Below are 25,549 nucleotides of genomic sequence, written 5' to 3' on the forward strand. Positions count from 1 at the left end.
GCTGCAACGAACCTTCCCATCGCTGCAACGCGTTCGACCGTATGCTCGACCTCACCCTCCCCTGCTGTGGAAACTCCAATGAATCCCGCTGACGCCCTGCTGTTCACGCCCACTCACCTGGGTGACATCGCTGCCGCGAACCGCATCGCCATGGCACCGCTGACGCGCAACCGCGCCCTGCACGACCGCGTCCCTTCTCCGCTGGCGATCACCTATTACCGCCAACGTGCCAGTGCCGGCCTGATCATTGCAGAAGCCACCCAGATCAGCCCTCTGGGCCAGGGCTACCTTGATACGCCGGGTATCTACAGCGCCGAGCAGGTCGCTGCGTGGAAATCCATCACCGACGCGGTACACGCCGAAGGTGGCCGCATCGTGCTGCAGCTGTGGCATGTGGGTCGCATCTCCCACACCAGCCTGCTGCCGGAAGGCGAAGTGCCGGTGGCACCCAGCGCCCTCCGCGCCAATGGCAAGACCTTCACCGCCAATGGATTCGAGGATGTCTCCGCGCCGCGCGCATTGGCGCTGGAGGAGATCCCGCAACTCATCGAGGATTACCGCAGCGCCGCGCGCAATGCCATTGCCGCAGGCTTCGATGGCGTCGAGGTACATGCAGCCAACGGCTACCTGATCGACCAGTTCCTGCGCGATGGCAGCAACCACCGGGACGATGCCTACGGTGGAAGCATCGAGAACCGTACGCGTCTGTTGTTCGAGGTGGTCAGCGCGGTCGCCGAAGCAATCGGCGCCGGCCGCACCGGCGTGCGCCTGTCACCGGTCACGCCGGTCAATGATGCCCATGACAGCAACCCGCAGCCGCTGTTCAACCGTGCAGTGGAGCGCCTGGACACGATCGACGGACTGGCCTTCATCCATGTCATCGAAGGTGCAACCGGTGGCGATCGGGACAACATCCCGTTCGACTACCCTGCGCTGCGCGCACGCTTCCGTGGCGCCTGGATCGCCAACAACGGATACGACGCTGAGCGTGCCGGGCAGGCCCTTGCCAGCGGCTATGCCGACATGATCGCGTTTGGTCGGCCCTTCATTGCCAACCCGGATCTGGTCGCGCGACTGCGCAGCGGTGCGCCGTTGGCCGAGCTCGACCCGGCCACCTTGTATGGCGGTGGCGAACACGGCTACATCGACTACCCGGCACTGGATGCCTGACGACGGGTGCAAGCCCGGTCCACCGCGACCGGGCATGGCCCGGCGTTGCCCATGGAAGGTGGCGCCGGGCCAGGCCCGGCGTTGCCCGCCCCGTTTCAGTACACCGGCAGATCGATGTAGCTGGCCTGCGCCGCGCTGTGCCAGACCCGCTGCGTGGCCTTCTGGTAGTCGCCCGGCTTGGCCAGGTAGATGTTCGGCACATAGGTCTGCGGGTTGCGGTCATACAGCGGGAACAGGCTCGACTGCACCTGCACCATGACCCGGTGCCCCTTCTGGAAGGTGTGGTTGGCGTTGGGCAGGTCGAAGCGGTAGGGCAGCACCTGGTTCGCCGCCAGCGGCTTCGGATCGCTGAAGCTTTCGCGGTAGCGGCCACGGAAGATCGCCAGTGACACCGGCAGCTCATAGCCGCCCATCTCCGGCGCCGAGGCCTCCTGGTCCGGATACACATCGATCAGCTTCACCACCCAGTCGCTGTCGGTGCCGCTGGTGGACGCCTGCAGGTGCACTACCGGCGCGCCGCCGATGCGCAGTGGCGCGGCCAGCGGTTCGGTGATGAAGGTCAGCACGTCCGGTCGGCCATCGACGAAGCGCTGATCCTTGACCAGCCAGGTCGTCCACATGTCGCGGTCACCGAAGCGCACCGGGCGCGGTACGAACGGCACCGGCTTGGCCGGGTCGGACACGTATTCCTCGAAGTCGCCCTCGCCCGCCGCCGGCGCCTGGAACGCCAGCTTGCCGCCGGCACGCAGATAAAGCGGTTTGCTGCGGGCGGCGCACCCCTGGTCGCAGCTGCGCGGCCAGCCCTTCAGGCGATCCCAGTGGTTTTCACCGGTGTTGTAGATCAGCACCGGCGGTGTGTCCGCCTTCGGCGCGCCGTCCACCAGGTACTGGTCGAAGAACGGCTTGAGCACATCGCGGCGGAACTGCAGCGCGGTATCGCCGTCGAACTTCAGCGCGCCCAGTTCGCTGGCGCTGTAGTTCACCTGGCTGTGCCGCCATGGCCCCATCACCAGATAGTTGCGGTCGTTGCCGCTATCGCGCCCTTCCATCGCCTGGTAGGCGTGGTTGGCACCCCACATGTCCTCCTGATCCCACAGGCCCTGCAACCACAGGGTCGGCACCTTCAACGGCGTCTTGGCCATCACCGCATCCAGCGCCTGGCCCTGCCAGAAGGCGTCATACGCTGGGTGCTCGACCAGCTTCTTCCACCAGGTCAGCTGGTCCACGCCGGTGAAACGGGCGTAGTCGCCAGCCGAGCCGATGCGCAGGAACGTGCTGTAGTCGTCATAGCCCAGGCTCGGCAGCGGCGTGCCCTTGCCGCGCTTCTCGGTCTGCATCGCGAAGTAGTTGAAGTTGACCTGGCGGAAGGCACCGTAGTTGAGCCAGTCGTCGCCCATCCAGCCATCGACCATCGGGCTCTGTGGTGCCGCCACCTTCAACGCCGGATGCGGATCGGTCAACGCCATCACCACGGTGAAACCTTCATAGGACGAGCCCAGCATGCCGACCTTGCCGTTGCTCTCGGGCACGTGCTTCACCAGCCAGTCGATGGTGTCCCAGGCGTCGGTGGAGTGATCCACCTTGGTGTTGTTCAACGGCCCGCGCAGCGGCCGGGTCATCACGTAATCGCCTTCGGAGCCGTACTTGCCACGGATGTCCTGGAATACGCGGATGTAACCGCTGTCGACGAACACCTCGTCGCCCTGTGGCAGCAGGTCGCGCATGCGCGGCGAGTCACTGCGGTTGGCGCGGCCGGCAGCATCGTAGGGCGTGCGGGTCAGCAGGATCGGCGCGTTACGGGCGCCCTTGGGTACCACGATCACCGTATACAGCCTGGTGCCATCACGCATCGGCACCATCACCACGCGCTTGTCGTAGTCGCGCCCCACATCCGGGGCAACGAAAGACTTGCCGCTGATGTCCGGGGTCATCGGCGGAGTATCGGCAGCCAGCACGCTGCTGGACAGGCAAAGGGCGATGGCTATTGCAACGGCACGCACACGCATGGACAACCCCTTCCGGCGGGAAAGTTCCAAGCCTACTCCTGCCCTGCCCTGTGAAGGGTGTGACGGCTTTGCATTCTGCGGCGGATGCGGGCAGGACTGATGGCACATGTGCCTATGCTGCCGCTGCGCTCGCCGGGCATGGCCCGGCGCTACCGTATTCCTCGGCCCATCGTTGCGCCGCCGGGCATGGCCCGGTGCTACCGCATTCCTCTGCCCATCGTTGCGCCGCCGGGCATGGCCTGGCGCTACCGCTCGTGCGGGTCATGGGGTAGCGCCGGGCCATGCCCGGCGAGCGCAGCGGCAGCCCGCAAACAGACACGGCCCCTTGCGGGGCCGTGTCTGCAAGCGTGAGTACCACGCGGTGTCAGCGCAGCACCTGCTCCACCAGCTGCACGTCCGCGCTCTGCAGCGGTTCGGCGGCATTGCGCGACAGCTGCACCTGGTAGGTGCCACCTTCAATCTTCCACTGGCGGGCCTGCGCATCGTAGTGGGCCAGGGTCTTCGGCTCGGCTTCGATACGGATGCGGCGCTGCTCACCCGGCTGCAGCTGCACCTTGTCGTAGCCGATCAGCCGGATCGGCGTGCTGCTGCCCGCCGGCAGCTTCAGGTACAGCTGGGCCACGTCGGCACCGGCGCGCTTGCCGGTGTTGCGGATGTCCACGCTGGCGACCAGGCGCGAACCTTCCACGCTCACCTTCAGGTTGTCGTAGGCAAAGGAGGTGTAGGACAGGCCATGGCCGAAGGCGAAGGTCGGAGTCAGGCCCTTGGCGGCCATCCACTTGTAGCCGACGTTGGCGCCTTCGATATCGAAATCGAACACATCACCGAACGGTTTGGCCGGCTTGAAGCCCAGGCCATCGATATGCGGGCGCGGCAGCTGCGACTCGTCCGTCACCCAGGTCACCGGCAGGCGGCCGGACGGATTGGCCTGGCCGGTCAGCAGTGCGGCAATGCCCTCGCCACCGCGGATGCCGGGATACCAGGCCTGCAGCATCGCCGGCACCTGCGCCAGCCACGGCGTGCGCACCGGGCCGTTGGTTTCCAGCACCAGCACGGTCTTCGGGTTGGCCTTGGCCACCGCCGAAATCAGCGCATCCTGATTGTCCGGCAGCTGCATGTCCGGCAGATCCACCGATTCGGCGGCCCACTGCGTGGCGAACACGATGGCGACATCCGCCTGTGCGGCGGCCTTGGCTGCAGCCGCGGCATTGTTGCCGTCCACATACGCGATGGTGGCGTCCGGGCGCGCTGCACGCAGCGCCTCCAGCGGCGAGGACGGATGGAACATCACCGGGCCCGGCCAGGTGGTCGGCATCACGCCCGGCACCGCGTTGGTGCCCTTGGCGGTCACGCCCACCATCGACGAACCGCCACCACCGATCACGCCCTTGTCGGCATGGCCGCCGATGATGACGATGCGCTTCACGCTGTCGGCCAGCGGCAACAGGTTGCCTTCATTGCGCAGCAGCACGCTGCCCTCTTCCACCGTGCGCTGTGCCACGGCAAAACCGGCCTCGGCATCAACCTTCTGGTGCTGCGGCGGGTTGTCGAAGTTGCCGTGCAGGAACATCGTGCGCAGGATGCGCGCCACCATGTCGTTCAGGCGCGCCTGCGGCACCACGCCGCCGTGCACGGCCAGGCGCAGCGGCTCGTCGAAGAACACCGCCGCGTCGAACACTTCACCGGCCGACTGCTGGTCCAGGCCGGCCAGCGCCGCCTTTGAGCCACTGTGCACGCCACCCCAGTCGGACATCACGAAACCAGGGAACTTCCATTCCTGCTTCAGCACCTGGTTCATCAGGTAGCCGTTCTCGCAGCCGTAGGTGCCGTTGATCTTGTTGTACGAGCACATCGCCACGCCCGGGCGGCCGGTCTCCAGCGCGATCTCGAAGGCCAGCAGGTCGGACTCGTGCATGGCCTGTTCGCCGATGCGTACGTCATGGAAGTTGCGGCGGGTCTCCATGTCGTTCAGCGCGAAGTGCTTCATTGAGGAGATCACGTGCTGGCTCTGCACGCCCTGTATCAACGCGCCGACCATCGAGCCTGCCAGCAGCGGATCTTCGCCGGCGTACTCGAAGTTGCGGCCGTTGCGCGGATCGCGCTGCAGGTTGACGCTGCCGGAAAGCAGGATGTTGAAACGCTGCTGCCAGGCCTCGCGGCCCATCGTCGCGCCGCCTGCGAAAGCCACCTCGCGGTTCCAGCTCGATGCGGTGGACGGGCCGGAGGGCATGGCGGTGGCGAAGTCGCCGGGCCGGATGCCGCCGGGGTTGGTCACACCGACGCCTGCGTCGGCCGACTGCTGCGAGGGAATGCCCAGGCGCGGCACGCCCGGCACGAAACCGGCCGAACCGACCGCGCCGTCCGGCAGCGGGCCGCCGTCCTTGCCCAGCCCGAAGTAGCTGTGCAGCATCTGGAATTTCTCATCCTCGGTCATCGCCTTCAGCAGCAGCGCAGCGCGGGCGTCGGCGTTGAGGGTGGTGTCCATCCACGGCGCATCGCCCCCCTTGTCGGCGGCATAGGCCAGGGTCAGCAGGGTCGCGCGCAGGGCGCTGCCCTCAACCTTGAACGGCGCACTGCTGGCGGCCTGGAAGCCATCGCTGAAGTAGCTGGCATCGGCTTCCGGGGCCACCCGCGCCGGATCGAAACCGGCAGCCTTGGCGGAATCGCCAGCAACAGCGCCGAGCAGCACCGCCGGCGCACCCAGCCGCGAACGCGACACCAGGGCCGGCAACTGCGGGGCACCCGCGCCGGCATCGGTGTAGACCGCAACGGTGTGGCGACCGTCATCCAGGCGCAGGTAGTTCAGCCCCGGCTGGTCCGGGCCGGATTCCGCCGCGATCGGCAACCGGGTCAGCACGGCCTGACCGCGCTGGGTCCGGCCATCGTCCTTCCCGGCGGCGATGAAGCGGTATTCGTAGCCCAGGCCATCAGCCAGCAGCTGCAGCGGATCGACCTGGTCGATGCTGCGCTGCACATGCCGCACGCTCACGGCATCCACCTGCAGGGATCCAAGCTGGGTGGCCAGGGCCGGCATCGCTTCGGCCGGCGGCGCCTGCTCCAGGGTCAACACGGTGAACGCGGCGGGATCGGCCCACGCCGGCGCGATGACGGCGGCGGACACGGCGAGGGACAGGGCAAGCGGCTTTGTAAACGTTTTCATCGACGGGCGTAATTCCGTTGCCAAGGCAATCGGTCCAGGGAAAATGCCGCCGAAGGGTGCAGCGTTCATGCCGTACAGGCGTTGCCGGGCAACACCTCAGGCCGGAGGGCGGACCGGTCTGCGCGCGGGACCCTCCTCCCGGCGTGACAACCTGCCTGCCCGGGCCACGCACGTGGCCCAACCTGTGAAGATTGTGCGAGGGCGTTCATGCCTGTCAACAGGACCTAAGGCACAGGCCAGCCCCTGCACGCCGGTTATCAGTCCATCACCGGCGGTCATCAGTGGGGTGCGCGGCGCTGCCGATAATGGAAGCCCCTGGCCACGGATCACGCCCATGAACGTACATCGCGACTTCGACCATCTCTGGCGCGACCGCTGTGACACCTCCAGCCAACGCAGCCCGCGCGTGCTGATCCGCGTATTCGTCGCTCCCGGCGAACTGGAGCGCAGTGTGGCGTTCTACGAGCAGCTGCAGGGTGTGGTCGCCGATGCCGGGTTTCCGTTTCCCGATGCAGGACTGCGCCTGGCCATGGTCGGTGCCTTCCTGTTGATCGAAGGCAGCGAGACCGCACTGGCACCCTTCACCTCGACCACGGGCACCCTGCTGGTCGACGATGTCCGGCCCTATCACGACAAACTGATCGCTGCCGGGGCCGAGATCATCTTCCCGCTGCAGATCGTCCCGACCGGTGCGGCGTTCAATGCAGTCCATCCCGATGGCACCGTGGTCGAGTACGTGCACCACCGCCCGGATCCGCAGGGGCGGTGAGTGCGGGGCACGTTGATCGATGAACCGCGCCCGCTCTTCAGCAACCTGAAACGCGGCTCCCGAATTCATTAGTAATTCTACTCACGAGGCGAGTAGCATGTCCGGTCTCAGCCCTTGATACCGGCCTGTCGATACTCGCTCCATGCCAGCCGTTTCCGACAACTATTGTCGCTCTCAGCCAGCCCCCACGCGTTTCCGGACGGTGGGCTGATGGGTGCGGTCATTGCCCTCGACCGTCTCCTGGACGGTCGCCAGCTATGGCGCGGTCCGGCGCGGCACGGCCCGGCCAGCGACCATCTGGCCAGTGGCCACCCCGCCCTGGATGCACGCCTGCCCGGGGGGGGATGGCCGGCCAGCGGGCTGTGCGAGGTGCTGCAGGGCGCGCCGGGTGTAGGCGAACTGGCGCTGGTCTGGCCGGCATTGGCAAAGCTGAGCCGCCGCGAGCGGCCGATCGTGCTGGTCGCGCCGCCTTACCGGCCGCATGCGCCGGCCTGGGCCGCGGCCGGGCTGGATCTGGCGCAGCTGCAGATCATCCAGGCCGGGCCGAAGCAGGCGCTGTGGGCCACCGAACAATGCCTGCGCTCGGCGGCCTGCGCGGCAGTGCTGTGCTGGCCACAGCAGGCCGACGACCGCGCCCTGCGCCGCCTGCAGGTAGCCGCCGACAGTGGCCAGTGCCTGGGCTTCGTGTTCCGCGAGGCGCGTGCAGCCCGCAACCCGTCCCCGGCCAGCCTGCGCCTGCAGCTCGACCACGGCCAGGTCCGGGTCCTGAAGTGCCGTGGCGGATTGCCGCCGGCACAGCCGCTGCCACTGGCCATCGCCCACTGAGGCGGCCGCATGGACTGGGCCTGCCTGTTGTTGCCGCAGCTGGCGCTGGATTGCGTGCTGCGCCTGCAAGCGGATCCGCAGCGGCCACTGGTGCTGCTGCAGGGGCCGGCGCAGCGTCGCGTGCTGCGCGCCGTCAGCCCTGCTGCGCGTGCAGCCGGCCTGCGTCCGGGCATGCTGCTGTCGGCCGCACAGGTACTGGTGCAGGACCTGCAGCTGCATGACTACGATCCGGCCACCGAGCTGCACACCCGCCAGTTGCTGGCCAGCTGGCTGTACGGCTTCAGTTCGCAGGTCAGCCTCGACTTTCCGCACGCACTGGTCCTGGAGATCGGTGCCAGCCGTGCCCTGTTCGGCGATTGGCTGGCAATCGAACGGCGCCTGCGTGATGGCCTGCATGAACTTGGATTCCGTCACCGCCTGGTCGCGGCGCCCAATCCCCATGCCGCACGGGTGCTGGCCAACGTGCATGATGGCCTCGGTATCGATGCAGGACAGTTGCCAGCCCTGTTGGCGCAGCTGCCCTTGCCGCGCAGCGGATTGCCGGCCGATGCGGTGACCGTGCTTGGCCGCTCCGGGCTGCGTACGCTGGGGGCAGTGTTCGACCTGCCGCGCGAAAGCCTGGCGCGTCGCTTCGCGCCGGACGTGCTGCAGCAGCTGGACGCGCTGCGTGGCCAGCCCACCGCCCCCCTGCGCTACTACCAGCCACCAGACCGTTTCGACGCACGCATCGAATTCGAGTACGAGATCGAATCCAGCCAGGCCCTGCTGTTTCCGCTGCGACGCCTGCTGCTGGATCTGGCGGCCTTCCTGTGCTCGCGCGATGGCGGCGTGCAGCGTTTCGACCTGCATTTCGAACACGACCTGCTGCCTGCCAGCGTGCTGACCATCGGCCTGCTCGCACCCGAGCGCGATGCCGCGCTGCTGTTCGAGATCGCCCGTAACCGCATGGAGGCTTTCCCGCTGCCGGCGGGCAGCCGGGCCCTGCGCCTACAGGCCGAACAGCTGCCGCCCTTCGTGCCCGCCGCACGCGATCTGTTCGACACCCGCCCGGCACAGGCGATGCCGTGGACCCAGCTGCGCGAGCGCCTGCGTGCACGGCTCGGCGATGACGCCGTGCAGCCCCTTGCCGTGCAGGCCGACCATCGCCCCGAACGCGCCAGTGGCACCCAGGCACCCGCCAGGCCACCGGCGTACTGGCCGCTGCGCCCCGGCTGGTTGCTGGACACACCACAGGTGCTGCGTGACCCGCGGCTGCGCATCGTCACCGGGCCGGAGCGGATCGAATCAGGCTGGTGGGACCACGCCGATGCGCGCCGTGACTACTACGTGGTGGAAACCGCACACGGCCAGCGCGGCTGGGCCTTCCGCGAGCGCAATGATCCACATGCACCGTGGATGCTGCACGGCTGGTTCGGCTGAACCACCATGCATGATGAACTGCCCGGCTATGCCGAACTGCACTGCCTGTCGGCCTTCAGCTTCCAGCGCGGTGCCTCCACCGCCGAGGAACTGTTCGCACGTGCCCGCGGCCAGGACTACCGCGCGCTGGCGATCACTGACGAGTGTTCGCTGGCTGGCATCGTGCGCGCCTGGCAGGCAGCGAAGACACAGGGCGTGGCGCTCATCGTCGGTGCCGAGTTCCAGGTCGAAGAGGGACCGAAGCTGGCGCTGCTGTGCACCGACCAGGCTGCCTACGCCGGGTTGTGCCAGTTGATCACCACCTGCCGGCGGCGGGCCGGCAAGGGCGAGTACCGCTGCCTGCGCGATGACCTGTCCGGCCTGCCCGACGGCCTGTTGTGCCTGTGGCTGGACCGGCAGCCCGCCGCCACCGATCTGCCACTGCTGCGCGCAGCCTTCAAGGATCGCCTGTGGCTGGCGGTGGAACTGCACCATGAGCACGACGACGCGCACCGCCTGCAGCAGCTGCAGGCGTTCGGCGAACGCCACGGCCTGCCGCTGGTCGCCAGCGGCGATGTGCACATGCATGTGCGCCGCCGCCGCGCACTGCAGGACACGCTGACCGCGATCCGTCACCGCTGCAGCGTGGCCGAAGCCGGCTGGCGCCTGTTCCCCAATGGCGAACGCCATCTGCGCCCGCGCACCGCGCTGGCCCGGTTGTATCCCCCTGCACTGCTGGCCGAGACCGTGCGCATCGCCGAGCGCTGCCACTTCACCCTGGACCAGTTGAAGTACACCTACCCGCGTGAACTGGTGCCGGAAGGTCATGACCCGGACAGCTGGTTGCGTGAGCTGGTGGAAGAAAAGATTCCCTGGCGCTGGCCGGAGGGCATCCAGGAGCCGCAGCGCAGGCAGATCGAGCACGAGCTGGCATTGATCAGGAAGAAGAACTATGCCTCCTACTTCCTCACCGTGCACGACATCGTGCGCTTCGCCCGCAGCCAGGACATCCTCTGCCAGGGCCGCGGCTCGGCTGCCAATTCAACGGTGTGCTTCGTACTGGGCGTGACCGAGATCGACCCCGCGCGCAGCAATCTGCTGTTCGAGCGCTTCATCTCCGCCGAGCGGAATGAACCACCGGATATCGATATCGATTTCGAGCATGAACGGCGCGAGGAAGTCCTGCAGTACGTGTTCAAGCGCTATGGCCGCGAACGCGCCGCGTTGACGGCGGTGGCGATCAGCTATCGCGGCCGCAGTGCGATCCGTGATGTCGCCCGCGCGCTGGGACTGCCGATGGACCAGGTCAATGAACTGGGCGCGGCGATGGACCATTGGGGTGGCAACATTCCGCTACCGGAAACCCTGCGCGAGCGCGGCTTCGACCCGGAGACGCCGCTGATGCGGCGACTGCTGTCATTGACCGCCGAGCTGATCGACTTCCCGCGCCACCTGTCGCAGCATCCGGGCGGTTTCGTGATTTCCGAACACCCGCTGTCGACGCTGGTGCCGGTGGAGAACGCAGCGATGGCCGACCGCACCGTCATCCAGTGGGACAAGGACGATCTGGATGCCACAGGCCTGATGAAGGTTGATTGCTTGGCGCTGGGCATGCTCACCGCCATCCGCAAATGCCTGGCAATGCTGAAGCAGCATGGCCTGCACGAAGGACGCATGGATGCGATCCCGCCCAAGGATGCGAAGACCTTCGACATGATCTGCGCCGCCGACACCATCGGCGTGTTCCAGATCGAATCGCGCGCGCAGATGGCGATGCTGCCGCGCATGCAGCCGCGCACGTTCTATGACCTGGTGATCGAAGTCGCGATCGTGCGGCCCGGTCCGATCCAGGGCGACATGGTGCATCCCTATCTGGAGCGGCGGCGGATCCTGCGCGAGCACGGCCCTGATGCACTGAACGATCCACACAATCCGCTCTACCCACCGCGGCTGGAACGCGTGTTCGCACGTACGCTGGGCGTGCCATTGTTCCAGGAACAGGTGATGCAGCTGGCGGTGGATGCGGCCGGTTATACCCCGGGCGAGGCCGATGCCCTGCGCCGTTCGATGGCGGCCTGGAAGCGCCGCGGCGGGCTGGAGCCGCATCGCGAGAAGCTGTTGGCCGGCATGCTGGAGAACGGCTTCAGTCGCGAATACGGCGAGCACCTGTTCGAGCAGATCAAGGGCTTCGGCGATTACGGCTTCCCGGAAAGCCACGCCGCCAGCTTCGCCCTGCTGACCTATAACAGCTGCTGGCTGAAGTGCCATCATCCGGCCGCGTTCACCGCCAGCCTGATCAACAGCCAGCCACTGGGGTTCTACAGCCCCGACCAGCTGCTGCAGGATGCGCGCCGGCACGGCATCATCGTGCTGCCGGTGGACGTGCGCCACAGCGACTGGGACTGCACGCTGGATTTCAGCAGGGGTCCCGCGGCGATCCGGCTGGGCCTGCGCCTGGTCGATGGCTGCAACGAACAGGTGGCACAGGCCATCATGCGCGAACGCGCGCGACGGCCATTCGACGATGTCGGCGATCTGTGCCAGCGCACCGTCCTGGACCGGCGCCATCAGGGCCTGCTGGCCGATGCCGGCGCGCTGCGCGGCCTCAGCGGGCATCGTCATCGTGCGCGCTGGGATGTCTCCGGCGTGGAAAACCGCCTGCCGCTGTTCGATCAGGCCCGCACCACCGCTGAAGCACGCGTGCCATTGCCGTTGCCCAGTGCGTGGGAAGACATGCAGGCCGACTACCGCAGCATCGGCACTACCCTGGGTCGCCATCCCATGTCATTCCTGCGCACGCAGCTGCGCAGCCGCGGCTGCCTCGACGCCGCACAACTGGCCGGCCACGGCCATGGCCGCCGCGTACGCATCGCCGGGCTGGTACGCATGCGCCAGCGTCCCCAGACCGCCAGCGGCGTCACCTTCCTTACCCTGGAAGATGAAACCGGCATGGTCAATGCCGTGGTCTGGCGGCACCTGGCCGACCGGCAGCACCGTGTACTGGTCGATACCCAGCTGATGCAGATCGACGGCCGACTGGAGCGTGTCGATGGCGTGCAGCATGTGATCGTGCAACGCATGCACTGCCTGGATGAACTGCTGCAGGGCCTGCGCAGCCGAAGCCGCGACTTCCACTGAGGACACACCGCGTCACACAGCGAACTGGTCATGAGCGGCCCGCTTCCGTTATCGTCGGCACATCCAAGGAAGGACGATCCGATGCCCCGTGCACTCACGCTGACCACGCTGCTGGTCTCCACCCTCGCCCTGCTCGTTTCCGGCTGGACTGCCTGGAGCCTGCATCGCAGCCAATCGCCGCAGCGGGTGATCGAAGCCCGGGGCCTGGTCATCCACGATGGCGCCGGTCAGGCGCGGGTGATCCTGGGCGCCCCGGTGCCCGACCCGCGCAGTCGCGGCCAGGTGCAGGGAACACGTGCCAGCGCCCTGTCCGGCCTGGTTCTGCTGGGTCCGGACGGCTCCGAACGCGGCGGCTACGGCACGACCGACCACGGTGGCGAAGCCCTGCTGACGCTTGACGATGCAGCCGGCACCACCGAAGTGTTCAAGGTGGTCGCCAACCCCGACCGCGGCGCCAGCCTGATGGTCAAACACCAGAACAACACCGGCGCGATGCTCACCTCCTGGCAGGGCAAGCCGGAGTTGATGTTCGTGGATGACAGCGGGCAGTCCTACTACGTGCGCCCCGGCGTCAGTGCCGCGCCCTGAAGGACGCGGGTTCATCATCCCAGCACGGCCGCCAGGTCATCGGCCAGCTGTCGCTGCTGCGGTGTTCCCAGCGCCGCACAGGTGATGCGCAGGCCATGACCGGGGGCGGAAACCGCGAACACTTCGCCGGCACGCACATGCCAGCCGCGGGCGGCCAGCGCCAGTACCTGCGGGCGGCTGTCATCCGGCAGAGGCAACCACAGGTTCAACCCCTCCATCGGCACGGCCTGCTGCACGCCCCGCGCCTGCAGCAGCATCTGCAGCGACTGCAACCGCTGCTGGTAACGCACGCCGGCCGAAGCGATCTTCGCCCGCTGCGTGGCTGATTCCAGCACCGAGACCGCCGCGTCCTGCAGCAGGTGGCTGACCCAGCCGGTTCCCGCTGCCAGCCGCAGGCGCAGCCGTACCACGGTTTCCTCATCGCAGGCCAGCCACGCCAGGCGCAGATCCGGGCCCAACGGCTTGGACAGCGAGCGCAGCAGTGCCCAGCGCCGGCCATCGACGGGCAGCACCGAGTGGTAGGCCTGCTGCGAGAGCAACGCGTAATGATCGTCGATCAGCACCGCCACCTGCGGGTAGCCGGCCAGCAGCTGGCGCAGTGCCCGCGCCCGCTTCGCATCCAGGCTGGCGCCGGTAGGATTGTGTGCGCGCGGCGTCAGCAGTACCGCGCGTGCGCCAGCCTCCAGCGCCCGCCGCAGCGACGCCACCTGCATCCCATGCGTGTCCACCGCCACGGGCAGCGGCGTGTGGCCAGCGGCATTGAGCACGTTGAGGCTGCCAAGGAAGCAGGGATCCTCTACAGCGATGCGGTCGCCGGGCAGCAGCCAGGCAGCCAGCAGGCGTTCGATGCCATCGACCGCACCGTGGCTCAGCTCTAGGGCGTAGCCCTGCGGACAATCGGCATCCAGCGACGCACGTGCCAGCCGCTGCATGCGCGGGTCGACCGTACCCACGCCATACAGCCGAGGTGGCGCCGGTGCCAGGCGCAGGCTCGGCAACAGCCGTGGGTCCGGATTGCCACCTGCCAGATCGTGCAGCGCCAGCCCCGGCGGACTGCCTTCGCGCGCGACGGGGGCCGGCACGCCACGCACCGTGGTACCGCGCCGCCCCCCCGTACTGGCCAGGCCCGCCGCGTCCAGCCGCTTGTACGCGGCCGCCACCGTGTTGCGGTTGACGCCCAGCCGCTCGGCCAGTTCGCGTACCGGCGGCAGCACGCTGCCCGCGGTCAGCCGCCCGTCGCCGATGCCCTCGCGGATGCTGTCGAAGATCGATTCGGCACTGTGCCCGGTGATTTTCATTTTGTCCTATGCCAAAATAAATCTTGTCCTGTGCCAGTGTATCCCACCCTGGCCACCCTGCATTGGAGGTGCACGCATGCCCCTTGCCGCCGCCGACTGGCCTGTCGCCCAGTCCGTCGAACAGATCGCCCGCAACCTGCTCACGGTGCGCCAGCGCATCGCGCGGGCCTGTGCCCGCGCGGGCCGCGACCCGCAGAGCGTGCGCCTGCTGCCGGTCAGCAAGACCGTGGATGAGGCGCGCATCCGCATGGCCGTGGCTGCCGGCTGCCATGAGCTGGGTGAGAACAAGGTGCAGGAGGCACAGCGCAAGGCCGAGTCGATGGCCGACCTTGGCGTGCACTGGTCTGTGATCGGCCACCTGCAGACCAACAAGGCCCGCCATGTGGCGCGCTTCGCCAGTGAATTCCAGGCGCTGGACAGCCTGCGCGTGGCCGAAGCGCTGCAGCAGCGCCTGCTGCTGGAGGACCGCACTCTGGACGTGTTCGTGCAGGTCAACACCTCCGCCGAACCCAGCAAGTACGGCCTGGAGCCCGGCGCCGTCGAGGCTTTCGTGCAGCAGCTGCCCATGTTCGACCGCCTGCGCGTACGCGGATTGATGACCCTGGCCATCTTCACTCCGGAGGTGGAACGCGTACGCGCCTGCTTCGTCCGCCTGCGCACGCTGCGCGACCAGCTGCAGCGCAGCGCGCCGACCGGCATCGACCTGTCGCAGCTGTCGATGGGCATGTCCGGCGACTTCGAGGTCGCCATCGAGGAGGGCGCCACCGTGGTCCGCGTCGGCCAGGCCATCTTCGGAGCACGCGCGACACCGGACAGCGCCTACTGGCCCACCAGTGGAGGGGCCGCATGAAGCACGCAGTCGTCCTGCAACACATCGCCTTCGAAGACCTCGGCACGCTGCAGCCGCTGCTGTTGGCCCAGGGCTGGCAGCTGCACGTGCTGCAGGCCGGCATCGATGCGCTTGACGCGGCCGAAGCGGCTGATCTGCTGGTCGTACTGGGAGGCCCGGTCAGCGTCAACGATGGCCTGCTCTACCCCTTCCTGGCTGACAGCATCGCGCTGCTGCAACGGCGCCTGCACCTGCAGCGGCCGACCCTCGGCATCTGCCTGGGTGCGCAGCTGATGGCACGTGCGCTGGGGGCGGAGGTGGCGCCCAGCGGAGGCAAGGAAATCGGATTCGCGCCACTGCTGCTGACCGACGAGGGCCAGCGTTCTCCCCTGCTGGCATTGCAGGGCATTCCTGTGCTGCATTGGCATGGCGAAGCCTTCGAACTCCCGGACGGTGCGCACCGTCTTGCCAGCACACCCGCCTGCCGCCACCAGGCCTTTTCCATCGGGAAGCATGCACTGGCCCTGCAGTGCCACCCGGAACTGGACGCGCGGCAGTTCGAACGCTGGCTGATCGGCCACGCGCTCGAGCTGGCCCAGGCGGGCATCGACCCGAACGATCTTCGCGCGCAGGCACGCCGCTATGGCGCCCCGCTGGCCGCAGCCGCGACTGCGATGTTCAACCACTGGCTGCAGGAACTACCGGAGAACGCACGATGAACTACCGCCTGCTGGTCCACCGTCACGGCGCCTACTGGGGTCATTTCGACTGCCAAGGGGCCGATGCGCTGCAACGCCTGGAGACCATCGCCGCGCACCTGCCCAACGCAGCGGGATTCCAGCTGCAACGCCAGAAGGGCATTGGCGAGGAACGCATCCTGTCCAGCAATGCCGAAGGCCTGCGTGTGCTCGCTGCACAGATCCAGTACCGCGACCTCTGACGCAGAGCGCGCTGCCGGCCCGCTCGCCTTCGATGCACCGTCACCATGGATGCAAATGATTCTCTTTTACTGTAAGGTGCAGGCGCTGCCCTTGCCGCCGCGGGCTGTTCCCTTTCCCAGTTGTAGCCCGCCCCGTGTCCACGCCTGTCGAACCGACGGATGTCGCGCATCTGTGCGCCGCCCATTACCGGCCGCTGCACGCCCACGTCCGCCGCAAACTTCCGCAACGCAGCGATGCCGATGACGTCGTCCAGGAGACCTGGCTGCGTGTCGTCAAGGTCGCCGCCAGTGGCCTGCTCAGCAATGGCCGCGCCTACCTGTACCGCGTCGCCCACAACCTGATCGCCGACCATTACCGGCAACGCCAGCGCCGCCGGGAAGACCCGCTGGACGAAGCCTCTCTGACCACCCTCGCCGATCCGGCGCCCCTGCCGGAACAACGCCTGCTCGATCTCGAACAACTGCGTCACCTTGACGCGATCATCGCCGCCCTGCCGCCCCGCTCGCGGCAGGTGTTCCTGCTGGCCCGGGTCGAACAGATGGCCTTGGCCGAAATCGGTCGCCAGCTCGGCATCAGCCGGCAGACCGTGCATGGACACCTGCTGCGCGCGCTGGTCGCGCTGCAACAGGTACCCGGCCCATGAGCCAGGACACGATCGCACGCGAAGCCGCACGCTGGTGGCTCGACGGCCATGACGGTACGCGCGACGAGCGCGCGTTCGCCCACTGGTATCAGGCAGACCCGCGCCATGCAGCACAGTACCTGCACCTGCAGCAGCTGTGGCAGGCCGGTGCCGGCCTGCCCAGCCTGCAACGCCAGCAGCAGCGTCACCGCCGGCGCGCCCTGCGCGAGGCGGGCATCGGCGCCCTGCTGCTGTGCGTGCTGGGCCTGTCGCTCCGCCAGGACGCACCGCCGCCAGAACTGGTGCTGCGCACCACCGTCGGCGAGATCCGCGAGACACCCTTGCAGGACGGTTCGCGCGTCGTGCTTTCTCCGGGCAGCGAGGTGCGCGTCCGCATCGACGGGCAGCGCCGGCAGCTGCAGCTCAAGAAGGGACAGGCCTGGTTCCAGGTTGCCGCCGATGCCGACCGGCCGTTCCAGGTGCGCACGCCGCATGGCAGGGTCACCGCGCTGGGCACCGCATTCGATGTCGCCGTGCAGAACGGCAGCAGCGTGGTGACCGTCACCGAACACCAGGTGCGGGTGGACAGCGGCAGCGGCAGCGGAGAGGCAAGCCAGGGCGAACAACTGCGCTTCGATGGCCAGACACCCGGCACCCCGTCGGCCGCACCGGCAGGCGTGCTCGCCTGGCGCGAGCGGCGCCTGCAGTGGGTATCGGCCCCATTGGAGGATGTCGCCCGGGGGCTGGACCGCTGGGACGGTGGGCACACCTGGATCATGGGCGCGCGCCTGCGCCAGCAGCGGGTCACCGTGCTGGGCAATGCCACCGGCGCCACCGGCACCCGCGACCAGCTCGCCCGGCAACTGCAGGTCCGCGTGCTGCGCATCGGTCCCGGACTGCAGCTGTGGCTGTCATCAACGCACGGCACCGGCCATGCACCCTGACATCGTCCCTGCCCGTGCGTCTTCCCAGGCTGACGACGCTCTGCGTCACTCCCTGGAGACCTCGATGCTGTCCCACCGCCCCCTTGTCCTGGCCTTGTCGCTGGCCTGCGCCAGCCCGGTTCCATTCCTGTCCGGCCATGCCCAGGCACAGACCGCAACCCGCCACTACGACCTGCCTGCACAGCCGCTGGCCGGCGCACTGGATGCCTACAGCCGGCTCACCGGCATCGATCTGGTAATCGGTGGCGCGCTGCCCCAGCGCCAGATGGCGCCCGCCCTGCGCGGCAACTTCGACGACAGGCAGGCGCTGTCACAATTGTTGGCCGGCACCGGCCTGCGGCCCCGCTTCATCGATGCACGGCGTGCCACCCTCGAGCCGGCGCCTGCCGAGTCCAGCGATGGCAGCCGCCGCACCGGTCCGTTGCGCGTGCAGGGCACTCCTGCACAGGGCCATGCGCCCGGCACCGGCGCCAGCCAGTACGTCCCCGCCACCCGCGATGGCTTCGCGCCAGCCGTTGGCAGTGAACGCGTGGCGATGGCCGAACGCCAGGAGGGCAACAGCCTGCTGCGCTCGATGCCCGGCACGCACAGCTTCCACTCGCGCAGCCAGCCCGGCCTCCAGGTCAACATCCGTGGCATGACCGGCGCCGGCCGCGTCAACACGATGATCGACGGTGTCACCCAGACCTTCCGCAACAACGCCGGGCACGGCTCCGGCGGCCCGTTCGCCTATGTCGACCCATTCCTGCTGGCCGGGGTGGATGTGCAGCGCGGTGCCGTCGCTGGCGGCGATGGCGCTGGCACCCTGGCCGGTACCGCCAACTTCCGCACGCTGGATATCGATGACCTGCTGGGTGAGAGCCGCGACTGGGGCCTGCGCGCCGGCTACCGGCACGGCGACAACGGCTATGGCAGTGGCCGCACCTTCGCCGGCGCGTGGCGCCACAGCGAGGAAGGCGGTGACCGCCAGTTCGGCCTGCTTGCGGCGGCCAGCAGCAGCCGCAGCAGCGAGTACGCGACCGCCAACGGGCAGAAGAACAGCGCCGACCCGGGCAGCCAGCACCCCAGAAGCTGGCTGCTCAAGGCCCGCCTGCAACCCAGTGAGCTGCACCGGCTGGACCTGAGCCACATGCGCTACGAGAACGACTTCTATCACAACTACCCGTGGCAGATTTCGGCACGCAACCAGCGCGCCAGCTATCACTACACGCCCTACACACCCTGGATCGACCTGCGCGCCAGCTTCGCCGCCAACAAGACGCGGCTGTTCTATCCGCCGGTGGAAGTGTCCAGCTACATCGGCCGGCGTACCCACAGCAGCCTGAGCAGCTGGAACATCGACAACACCAGCCGCTTCGAGATCGGCTCGCTGCAGGCACGCTGGAACACAGGCCTCAAGCACCAGTCGGACATTTTCGTTGCTGATACGCCCACCCTGCGCGGCGCCAACCCGCAGGGGCGCAGCCAGCTGGACAGCGTGTTCAGTACGCTCGAACTGCAGTACGGCATCTACGCACTGACCACCGGGCTGCGCCAGGATCGCTACGGCATCCGCGGGCACATCCCGGCCTGTTCGGATGTGCCGGGCCAGTGCACCCGGATCAACGGCGGGGGCATCGACATCCGCCGCCGCCAACATGCACTCAGTCCCAGCCTCTCGGTTTCGTTGCAGGCAACCGACTGGCTGCAGCTGTACGCCGAGGCCTCGCGAACATCGCGGCCGCCACGCGTGCAGGAGATGTTCTTCGAGAAGATTCCGCTGGAAGGCATGAGCGATGCCGATGGCGTAGGCGCCAATCCATTCCTGCGTCGCGAACGCTCGCGCAACCTGCAGTTCGGCGCCAATCTCAGCACCGACTCGCTGCTGCGCGACGGCGACCTGGCCCAGTTGCGGGTAACCCGCTTCGACAACCGCATCCGCGACTACATCAAGCCGCAGTACCTGCTGATCGTGCATCCACCGGAAATCGAGCCCGTCGTGGTACCGATCGACAGCGACCCGCAGCTTTCGGCCTGGACCGATGCGCTGGATGTGGACGACTTCAGCGTCACCACCCGCTGGATGAACGACCCGGGCGTGGTGCGCATGCGTGGCATCGAGCTGGAGGCCCACTACGCCAGCGAGCACTATCACGCGACGCTGAGCTGGACACGATCACACACCAGCGCGCCCACCATCGAGTTCGTCAACCTGGAAGACATCACCGCGCTTCCCGACCGCTACTGGACGCTGGACGTCGGCGGTCGCTGGTGGCAGCAGCGCGTGCAGGCCGGCGTGCGCGCCGAATACTCCGGCCCCACTGAGGAAGGCTACGACTTCTTCCAGACCCGCAAGACCCGCGGCACGGGTGTGCTGCTGGACTTCTACGCCAGCTTCAAGCCACAGGCCAGCACCACCGTATGGCTGAACATCGAAAACCTGCAAAACAAAGCCTATGACAACAATGCCTCGATCGACAGCATCTTCAGCCCGATCCTGGACCGCGGCAACGGCCGCGGCCGCACCGTCTCGATGGGCGTCAACGTGGCGTTCTAGCCGACGCTGGTTGCCGCTGTGCCTGCTTGCCGTGCTGGCGACCGGGCAGGCCCAGTCGATGCCCGGCACGGTGATCGACCTGGCCAGCGGCCGGCCGTTGCAGGAAGCGGCGTTCGTGCAGCGCGTCGCCGCCGCCCGGCACCTGTTGCTGGGGGAACGCCATGACGTCGCCGCCGACCATGCCGCCGAACGCTGGCTGTTGCAGGCCCTGCACCAGCAGCGACCACAGGGTGCGCTGGTCCTGGAGATGATCGGCAGTGAACGCCAGCCCCGCCTGCAGCGCGTGCAGCGCTGGCTGGACAAGGGCAACCGTGCCGACGGGCAACACCTGCAGGAACTGCTGGGCTGGGACCCCCGTTGGCCGTGGTCGGCCTATGGCGGACTGGTGCAGGATGCCGCCGCTGCAGGCATCGCCCTGCACGGTGGCAACCTCTCGCGTGCGGAGGTCGACGCGCTGCTCGCTTCGTCGGCACCGGCGCGCTTCCCGGTGCCTGGCGCACGCCACCGCCTGTCGAACGTAGTGCTGGCCCAGCACGCCGACGCCGCACCGCTGCTGGAAGGCATGCTGGCCGTTCAGCAGGCCCGCGATTCGCGTATGGCGCAGGTACTGGCGGCCGCACAGACACCCGCGCTGCTGGTTGCCGGCCGCTGGCATGTGCTGCGCGGCACCGGCGTACCGGGCTATCTGCCCGCATCCACGCCTGCGCTGGTGGTCGCTCTGGCATCGGCGGAAGAAGCCATCGACGCCAGCGACGCCGACCTGCTGTGGGTGATCGCAGATGAGTGAACGCAGGCAACACTGGCAGGCAATGGCGATCACCGTCGGTATCCACCTGCTGCCGCTGCTGCTGCTCGTGCACTGGGTGGCAGCCCCGCCTACGCTGCCGCCGCCAGAGCAGGATGTGCGCATCAGCCTGCGCCTGCTTGCGCCGGCTGCACCGCCACAGCCTGTGGAGGAACGCCAGGCCGAACAGCCCAGCCAGGCGCAACAGGCGCGCGCCGCGCAGCCACGGAAATCGCCGCCGCCACCCGCGCCGACCCACGCGCGTGAAGGCGAACTGGCCGCTAGCGAGATCGCCGGCGCCGGCCGGCAACCCACGCGGGTCGCCCCACCTGCGGCCGCGGCCGATGCCCGTCCCGCACCGGCATCGATCACGGCCGCGCCGCCTGCTCCAGACGCCCCACCCGCGGACGTCCAGGCCGGCGCTGCCAGCGACCAGTGGGAAGCGCGGCTGATGGCACGACTGGAGCGATACCGCTACTACCCCTCCAGCGCTAGATCGCGGCGCCAGCAGGGCACCAGCTGGGTCCGCGCCAGCATCGACCGCGACGGACGCCTTCTGGCGCTAAGGCTGGAGCAGTCCAGCGGCCAGTCCCTGCTCGATGACGCGGCGCTGCAGACCTTCCGCCGCGCACAGCCGCTGCCACGCATTCCCGACGAAATGAAGGCGCCGCAGGAACTGGTGGTACCCGTGGAGTACTACCTGCGCTAGGCGCTGTACGCTTACGCTTCGATCTCCTACAGCATGACGCAGCAGCGGAATCGGCGTGCCCGTGCACCGGGTTCGCCGCCCGGCAGTCCTCCGCACCGCGTTGCGTGCGGAGGACCAGGGAACGGCTCAGGCCTTCAGCACTTCCACCTTGTACGAAACGGTCTCGCCGTCGTGCTCGATGATCAGTCCGTGCACGTCCGACTCGAAGCCCGGGAAGCGCGCATTCTGCTCGCGTGCGATGCGCAGCGACTCGATGATGGGCTCATCGCTGGCACCGAAGCGCTCGCCCGGCATGATGGTGGGAATGCCGGGCGGGTACGGCACCAGCATGGTCGCCGCGATGCGGCCACTGAGCTGTTCGATGTCCACCCGTTCGATTTCCCCCTTCACCAGATGGTTGTAGGCATCGGCCGGGATCATCACCGGCGTCGGCAGGTCCACGTACATCTCGCGCATCACCCGGGCCACTGCGAACTCCTGGTTGAAGGCGTGCAGCGCATCGCAGAGGTCGCGCAGTCCCCAGCCGGCGTAGGCAACGGGATAGTCCGCCGCCAGCGTCGGCAGCGCCTGGCTCAGGGGGGCGTTGCGGTCATACAGCTCCTTGAACGCCATCAGCTCGGTGACCAGCGTGCTCCACTTGCCCTTGGTGATCCCCATCGAGAACAGGAACAGCACCGAGTAGAGGTTGGTCTTCTCCACAGTGATGCCACGACCCCACAGGAACTTGCTCAGCACCGCCGCTGGAATGCCCAGCCGGCCCATTCCACCATCCATCGACAGGCCGGGGGTCAGCAGGGTCACCTTGATGGGATCGATCAGCACATAGTCGTCCACCAGATTCTCGAAACCATGCCAGTGCCCATCCGGCTGCAGGTACCACTCCTCCCGCTTGGCCACCATCGGCGCCGGCGTGTCGCCCTTGTCAAGGCTGCGCTCGACCTTGGTCGGCTGCCATACGCTGAACCACCAATCATCACGGCCGAGATCGTCGCGCACATGCAGCATGGCGCGCCGGAATGCGATCGCCTCGTCGTGCATCTCCTGCACCAGCGAGCGACCGGCCTCGCCCTCCATCATCTTCGACGCGACATCACAGGCAGCGATCACGCCGTAATGCGGGCTGGTGGAGGTGTGCATCATGAATGATTCGTTGAAACGCTCCGCATCCAGATTGCGCTGTGCCGAGTTGCGCACATGGATCATCGAGGCCTGCGAGAACGCGGCAAGCAGCTTATGGGTGGAGTGCGTGGTGAAGATGATCGCATCCTGCTCGCGCGGCTTGCCCTTGGCCATGCCGTAGTGGTTCTCGTAGAAGGGATGGAATGCGGCGTAGGCATACCAGGCCTCATCGAAGTGCAGAAAGTCCACCGCACTGCCGATCTCGTCGGCGATCTTCTCGGCGTTGTAGCACAGGCCATCGTAGGTGGAGTTGGTGACCACGGCGATACGCGGCTTGGAGCCCGCCGTGTATGCCTTGCTCGCCAGCGGGTTCGCGGCGATGCGCTGCTGCAGCGATTCCGGAGTGAACTGGTCCAGGCTGATCGGGCCGATGATGCCGTGCGCGTTGCGGCTGGGCGTGAAGTACACGGGTACCGCGCCCGTCATGATCAGCGCATGCAGGAGCGACTTGTGGCAGTTGCGGTCGACGAACACCACATCGCCGCGCGCCACCGTGCCGTGCCAGACGATCTTGTTGGCCGTGGAGGTGCCATTGGTCACGAAGAACGTATGGTCGGCGCCGAAGTTGCGGGCCGCTTCGTTCTCGGCCTCCTTGATCGGCCCGGTGTGGTCCAGCAGCGACCCCAGCTCCGGCACCGAGATCGACAGATCACTGCGCAGCGTGTTCTCGCCATAGAACTGGTGGAATGCGCGGCCAACCGGTGATTTGGTGAAGGCCACGCCACCGGCATGGCCGGGCGTATGCCAGGAGTAGTTCGACTCGGCGGCATGATGGATCAGTGCCTTGAAGAACGGCGGCAGCAGGTGCTGCATGTAGTCTTCAGCGGCCCGCATCACCTGCCGGGAGATGAAGTTCTTGGTGTCCTCGAACAGGAAGATGAAGCCGTGGATGTACTTGAGCAGCTTGCTCGGTACCTTCTCGATGGTGCGGCGCTCGCCATACAGGAAGACCGGCAGGTTCGCGCGGCGCGCGCTCTGCTCGCGCAGGAACGCGGTCAGGCGCTGGAACTCGCCATCGACTTCCTCGCTTCCATCGATCGATATCAGCACGGCTGACGCCGCAACATAGGTGCGTGCTCCTGCACGGGCATCATCCAGGTTCAACCCGCACAGCACGCGCTGGTCGTTGCTGCGCAGCTCTTCCACCAGAGCGCGGATCAGGATGCCGCCGATGCGTGGTGAGTCGTAATCACCGTCGATGACTATGACCGGATAGTCCAATGACTTGAAATACACGTTGTTTCTCCTTGTCCGAATCAGGAATGCTGCGCGCCGGCAGAAATCGCCGCCGCCTCGCGGGCACGCTGCCGCTGCTGGCGGCGCTCCTCGCTGAAGAAGGGATAGAACACGGTGATGAACAGGACGAACAGGAAGGCGTACTGCACGATCGTTCCCGACGAGCCATAGATCGCCCACAGGCAGTACACGACGGTGAGGCTGGTCAAGGTCCAGAACGCGCCGGTATGCACCAGGGTGTGCGAGCGTTCGACCACGAAGTAGCAGGCCACGCAGGAATAGATGTAGGGCAGCAGGGTCAGCACCACCGCGGCCGAGGTGATCACATCGAACTGCGCGGATGCCGTTTCCGAGGTGGAAGTGACCAGCACGGCCAGCGTCATCAGCACCGCCACGATCAGCACGCCCTTGACCGGCACGTCATCCTTGTTGGTTTTGCTGAAGATGCTCGGGAACAGGCCATCATCCGATGCGGCCTTCGCGCTCTGTGCGGTCAGCAGGATCCAGCCACCGAGCGAGCCGGCCGCACCGATGAACGCGCACAGGCTGACCAGCGCACCGCCCCACCCCCCCACGGCCTTGGCCGCCGCCAAGGCGAACGGCGCGTCCGAAGTCTGCAGTTCACCGTTGGGGACCATACCCATGATCACCGACGAACTGGCGATGTAGGCGATGGCCGCAAGGAACACGCCGGCCAGCGTAGCGCGCGCGACATTCTTCTCAGGGTTCTCGACCACGCCGGCGGTCACCGACGCCGACTCCACGCCGATGAACGCCCACAGCGTCAGTGCGGCCGCACTGGAGATCGCACCGAAGTTGGATTCACCGGAGACGTTGTAGGCCCCTTTGAAGATGTCGGCATCGAAGAAGAACCAGCCGAAGATGGCGATGCCCAGGATCGGCACCAGCGCGAAGCTGGTGGTGACGGTCTGCACGCGGCTGACGAAGGCCGGACCGATCACGTTGGCGAAACTCAGCGCCCATACCAGCACCAGGACCGCGATGCAGCGCACCAGCGGCTCGGACAGGATCGGGAAGAAGTAGCTGAAGTAACCCACCGCCGCGATCGGGATGGCGACATTGCCGATCCAGTTGGCGAACCAGTAGATGGTATTGGTCTGGAAGCCCATGTAGGGGCCGAACCAGTCGCGCGCATAGGCATAGGGGCCGCCGGCCTTCGGGGCCAGCTTGCCCAGTTTGGCGAACACGAACGCCAACAGCAGCGCACCCGCCGTGGTGATCAGCCAGCCCCAGATCGAGGCGGTACCGATCTTGGCCAGGCTGGAGGGCAACAGGAATACGCCTGAGCCCATCATGTTGCCCGCGACGAGGAAGGTGGCTCCCACCACACCGATCTTCTTTGCTTCTGCCATGACAATCTCCTGTACCGGCATCAGCCCGGTTGCGCCGGGCATGG

The 25,549-nt window shown here is 67.4% G+C and carries 19 protein-coding genes; 14 read left to right on the plus strand and 5 right to left on the minus strand.

Going from position 1 to position 25,549, the window contains the following annotated elements; translation table 11 throughout:
• The first annotated feature begins 78 nt into the window (after positions 1-78).
• Complete coding sequence (locus N8888_RS11035; protein ID WP_263174723.1) at positions 79-1,170, plus strand: alkene reductase; 1,092 nt, start codon at positions 79-81, stop codon at positions 1,168-1,170.
• 95 nt (positions 1,171-1,265) lie between these two features.
• On the opposite strand, the gene N8888_RS11040 is transcribed toward N8888_RS11035, so the two are convergent.
• Both N8888_RS11040 and N8888_RS11045 read right to left on the minus strand, forming a co-directional pair.
• Positions 1,266-3,176 carry a CocE/NonD family hydrolase gene (locus tag N8888_RS11040; protein ID WP_263174724.1) on the minus strand — a complete coding sequence of 637 codons (1,911 nt, stop codon included), beginning with the start codon at positions 3,174-3,176 and terminating at the stop codon, positions 1,266-1,268.
• A 364-nt stretch (positions 3,177-3,540) separates the two neighbouring features.
• Positions 3,541-6,336 (minus strand): beta-glucosidase family protein, encoded by a 2,796-nt coding sequence (locus N8888_RS11045; RefSeq protein ID WP_263174726.1) that lies wholly within the window; start codon positions 6,334-6,336, stop codon positions 3,541-3,543.
• A gap of 334 nt (positions 6,337-6,670) precedes the next feature.
• On the opposite strand from N8888_RS11045, the gene N8888_RS11050 reads away from it, so the two are divergent.
• The 5 genes from N8888_RS11050 (at position 6,671) to N8888_RS11070 (ending at position 13,054) form a co-directional block, all read left to right on the plus strand.
• Positions 6,671-7,105: a VOC family protein gene (locus N8888_RS11050; protein WP_053517644.1), complete on the plus strand. Its 435-nt coding sequence runs from the start codon at positions 6,671-6,673 to the stop codon at positions 7,103-7,105.
• 210 nt (positions 7,106-7,315) lie between these two features.
• Positions 7,316-7,930 carry a translesion DNA synthesis-associated protein ImuA gene (imuA, locus tag N8888_RS11055; RefSeq protein ID WP_053517646.1) on the plus strand — a complete coding sequence of 205 codons (615 nt, stop codon included), beginning with the start codon at positions 7,316-7,318 and terminating at the stop codon, positions 7,928-7,930.
• A gap of 9 nt (positions 7,931-7,939) precedes the next feature.
• On the plus strand, positions 7,940-9,349 hold the full coding sequence (locus tag N8888_RS11060) for a Y-family DNA polymerase (protein WP_111185971.1): 1,410 nt from the start codon (positions 7,940-7,942) through the stop codon (positions 9,347-9,349).
• A gap of 6 nt (positions 9,350-9,355) precedes the next feature.
• Positions 9,356-12,466 (plus strand): error-prone DNA polymerase, encoded by a 3,111-nt coding sequence (locus tag N8888_RS11065; RefSeq protein WP_263174729.1) that lies wholly within the window; start codon positions 9,356-9,358, stop codon positions 12,464-12,466.
• Positions 12,467-12,547: 81 nt separating this feature from the next.
• The gene (locus N8888_RS11070) at positions 12,548-13,054 is read left to right on the plus strand and encodes a hypothetical protein (RefSeq protein ID WP_053517653.1); all 507 of its coding nucleotides are present in this window, start codon (positions 12,548-12,550) and stop codon (positions 13,052-13,054) included.
• Positions 13,055-13,068: 14 nt separating this feature from the next.
• Here N8888_RS11070 and ptsJ read toward each other — a convergent pair whose 3' ends face one another.
• The gene (ptsJ, locus tag N8888_RS11075) at positions 13,069-14,352 is read right to left on the minus strand and encodes a MocR-like B6 salvage transcription factor PtsJ (RefSeq protein ID WP_111185973.1); all 1,284 of its coding nucleotides are present in this window, start codon (positions 14,350-14,352) and stop codon (positions 13,069-13,071) included.
• A gap of 76 nt (positions 14,353-14,428) precedes the next feature.
• Between ptsJ and N8888_RS11080 the strand changes: the two genes are divergently transcribed.
• The 8 genes from N8888_RS11080 to N8888_RS11115 all read left to right on the plus strand — a co-directional run bounded on the left by N8888_RS11080 (position 14,429) and on the right by N8888_RS11115 (position 21,717).
• Positions 14,429-15,202, plus strand: coding sequence for a YggS family pyridoxal phosphate-dependent enzyme (locus N8888_RS11080; protein WP_263174733.1), 774 nt, complete (start codon positions 14,429-14,431; stop codon positions 15,200-15,202).
• Complete coding sequence (locus tag N8888_RS11085) at positions 15,199-15,900, plus strand: glutamine amidotransferase (RefSeq protein WP_065182743.1); 702 nt, start codon at positions 15,199-15,201, stop codon at positions 15,898-15,900. Before N8888_RS11080 ends, N8888_RS11085 begins: the two co-directional genes overlap by 4 nt.
• Positions 15,897-16,121, plus strand: coding sequence for a hypothetical protein (locus tag N8888_RS11090; protein WP_053517658.1), 225 nt, complete (start codon positions 15,897-15,899; stop codon positions 16,119-16,121). The genes N8888_RS11085 and N8888_RS11090 overlap by 4 nt, the downstream gene beginning before the upstream one ends.
• Before the next feature lie 134 nt (positions 16,122-16,255).
• Positions 16,256-16,765, plus strand: a complete 510-nt coding sequence (locus tag N8888_RS11095; protein WP_053517659.1) for an RNA polymerase sigma factor — start codon at positions 16,256-16,258, stop codon at positions 16,763-16,765.
• Entirely contained in the window at positions 16,762-17,688 is a 927-nt protein-coding gene (locus N8888_RS11100) for a FecR family protein (RefSeq protein WP_263174740.1), read from the plus strand. Before N8888_RS11095 ends, N8888_RS11100 begins: the two co-directional genes overlap by 4 nt.
• Before the next feature lie 64 nt (positions 17,689-17,752).
• Positions 17,753-20,224 carry a TonB-dependent receptor gene (locus tag N8888_RS11105; RefSeq protein ID WP_263174742.1) on the plus strand — a complete coding sequence of 824 codons (2,472 nt, stop codon included), beginning with the start codon at positions 17,753-17,755 and terminating at the stop codon, positions 20,222-20,224.
• A 10-nt stretch (positions 20,225-20,234) separates the two neighbouring features.
• The gene (locus tag N8888_RS11110) at positions 20,235-21,011 is read left to right on the plus strand and encodes a ChaN family lipoprotein (RefSeq protein ID WP_262219143.1); all 777 of its coding nucleotides are present in this window, start codon (positions 20,235-20,237) and stop codon (positions 21,009-21,011) included.
• The gene (locus tag N8888_RS11115) at positions 21,004-21,717 is read left to right on the plus strand and encodes an energy transducer TonB family protein (RefSeq protein WP_180876968.1); all 714 of its coding nucleotides are present in this window, start codon (positions 21,004-21,006) and stop codon (positions 21,715-21,717) included. Before N8888_RS11110 ends, N8888_RS11115 begins: the two co-directional genes overlap by 8 nt.
• Positions 21,718-21,843: 126 nt before the next feature.
• Here N8888_RS11115 and N8888_RS11120 read toward each other — a convergent pair whose 3' ends face one another.
• Together N8888_RS11120 and adiC are read right to left on the minus strand one after the other, a co-directional pair.
• Complete coding sequence (locus N8888_RS11120; protein WP_263174746.1) at positions 21,844-24,132, minus strand: Orn/Lys/Arg family decarboxylase; 2,289 nt, start codon at positions 24,130-24,132, stop codon at positions 21,844-21,846.
• Between the two features lie 20 nt (positions 24,133-24,152).
• The gene (adiC, locus tag N8888_RS11125) at positions 24,153-25,505 is read right to left on the minus strand and encodes an arginine/agmatine antiporter (protein WP_053517667.1); all 1,353 of its coding nucleotides are present in this window, start codon (positions 25,503-25,505) and stop codon (positions 24,153-24,155) included.
• Between the last annotated feature and the right edge of the window lie 44 nt (positions 25,506-25,549).

It is taken from the genome of Stenotrophomonas maltophilia (genome assembly GCF_025642255.1).
GTDB classification, from domain to species: Bacteria; Pseudomonadota; Gammaproteobacteria; order Xanthomonadales; family Xanthomonadaceae; genus Stenotrophomonas; species Stenotrophomonas maltophilia_P.

Bases quoted from the DNA above. Each gene is read 5' to 3' on its own strand.
- imuA (WP_053517646.1), top strand. From the start codon at position 7,316: ATGGGTGCGGTCATTGCCCTCGACCGTCTCCTGGACGGTCGCCAGCTA.
- N8888_RS11040 (WP_263174724.1), bottom strand. From the start codon at position 3,176: ATGCGTGTGCGTGCCGTTGCAATAGCCATCGCCCTTTGCCTGTCCAGC.
- N8888_RS11045 (WP_263174726.1), bottom strand. From the start codon at position 6,336: ATGAAAACGTTTACAAAGCCGCTTGCCCTGTCCCTCGCCGTGTCCGCC.
- N8888_RS11090 (WP_053517658.1), top strand. From the start codon at position 15,897: ATGAACTACCGCCTGCTGGTCCACCGTCACGGCGCCTACTGGGGTCAT.
- N8888_RS11065 (WP_263174729.1), top strand. From the start codon at position 9,356: ATGCATGATGAACTGCCCGGCTATGCCGAACTGCACTGCCTGTCGGCC.
- ptsJ (WP_111185973.1), bottom strand. From the start codon at position 14,352: ATGAAAATCACCGGGCACAGTGCCGAATCGATCTTCGACAGCATCCGC.
- N8888_RS11035 (WP_263174723.1), top strand. From the start codon at position 79: ATGAATCCCGCTGACGCCCTGCTGTTCACGCCCACTCACCTGGGTGAC.
- N8888_RS11115 (WP_180876968.1), top strand. From the start codon at position 21,004: ATGAGTGAACGCAGGCAACACTGGCAGGCAATGGCGATCACCGTCGGT.
- N8888_RS11085 (WP_065182743.1), top strand. From the start codon at position 15,199: ATGAAGCACGCAGTCGTCCTGCAACACATCGCCTTCGAAGACCTCGGC.
- N8888_RS11060 (WP_111185971.1), top strand. From the start codon at position 7,940: ATGGACTGGGCCTGCCTGTTGTTGCCGCAGCTGGCGCTGGATTGCGTG.
- N8888_RS11105 (WP_263174742.1), top strand. From the start codon at position 17,753: ATGCTGTCCCACCGCCCCCTTGTCCTGGCCTTGTCGCTGGCCTGCGCC.
- N8888_RS11050 (WP_053517644.1), top strand. From the start codon at position 6,671: ATGAACGTACATCGCGACTTCGACCATCTCTGGCGCGACCGCTGTGAC.
- adiC (WP_053517667.1), bottom strand. From the start codon at position 25,505: ATGGCAGAAGCAAAGAAGATCGGTGTGGTGGGAGCCACCTTCCTCGTC.
- N8888_RS11070 (WP_053517653.1), top strand. From the start codon at position 12,548: ATGCCCCGTGCACTCACGCTGACCACGCTGCTGGTCTCCACCCTCGCC.
- N8888_RS11080 (WP_263174733.1), top strand. From the start codon at position 14,429: ATGCCCCTTGCCGCCGCCGACTGGCCTGTCGCCCAGTCCGTCGAACAG.
- N8888_RS11100 (WP_263174740.1), top strand. From the start codon at position 16,762: ATGAGCCAGGACACGATCGCACGCGAAGCCGCACGCTGGTGGCTCGAC.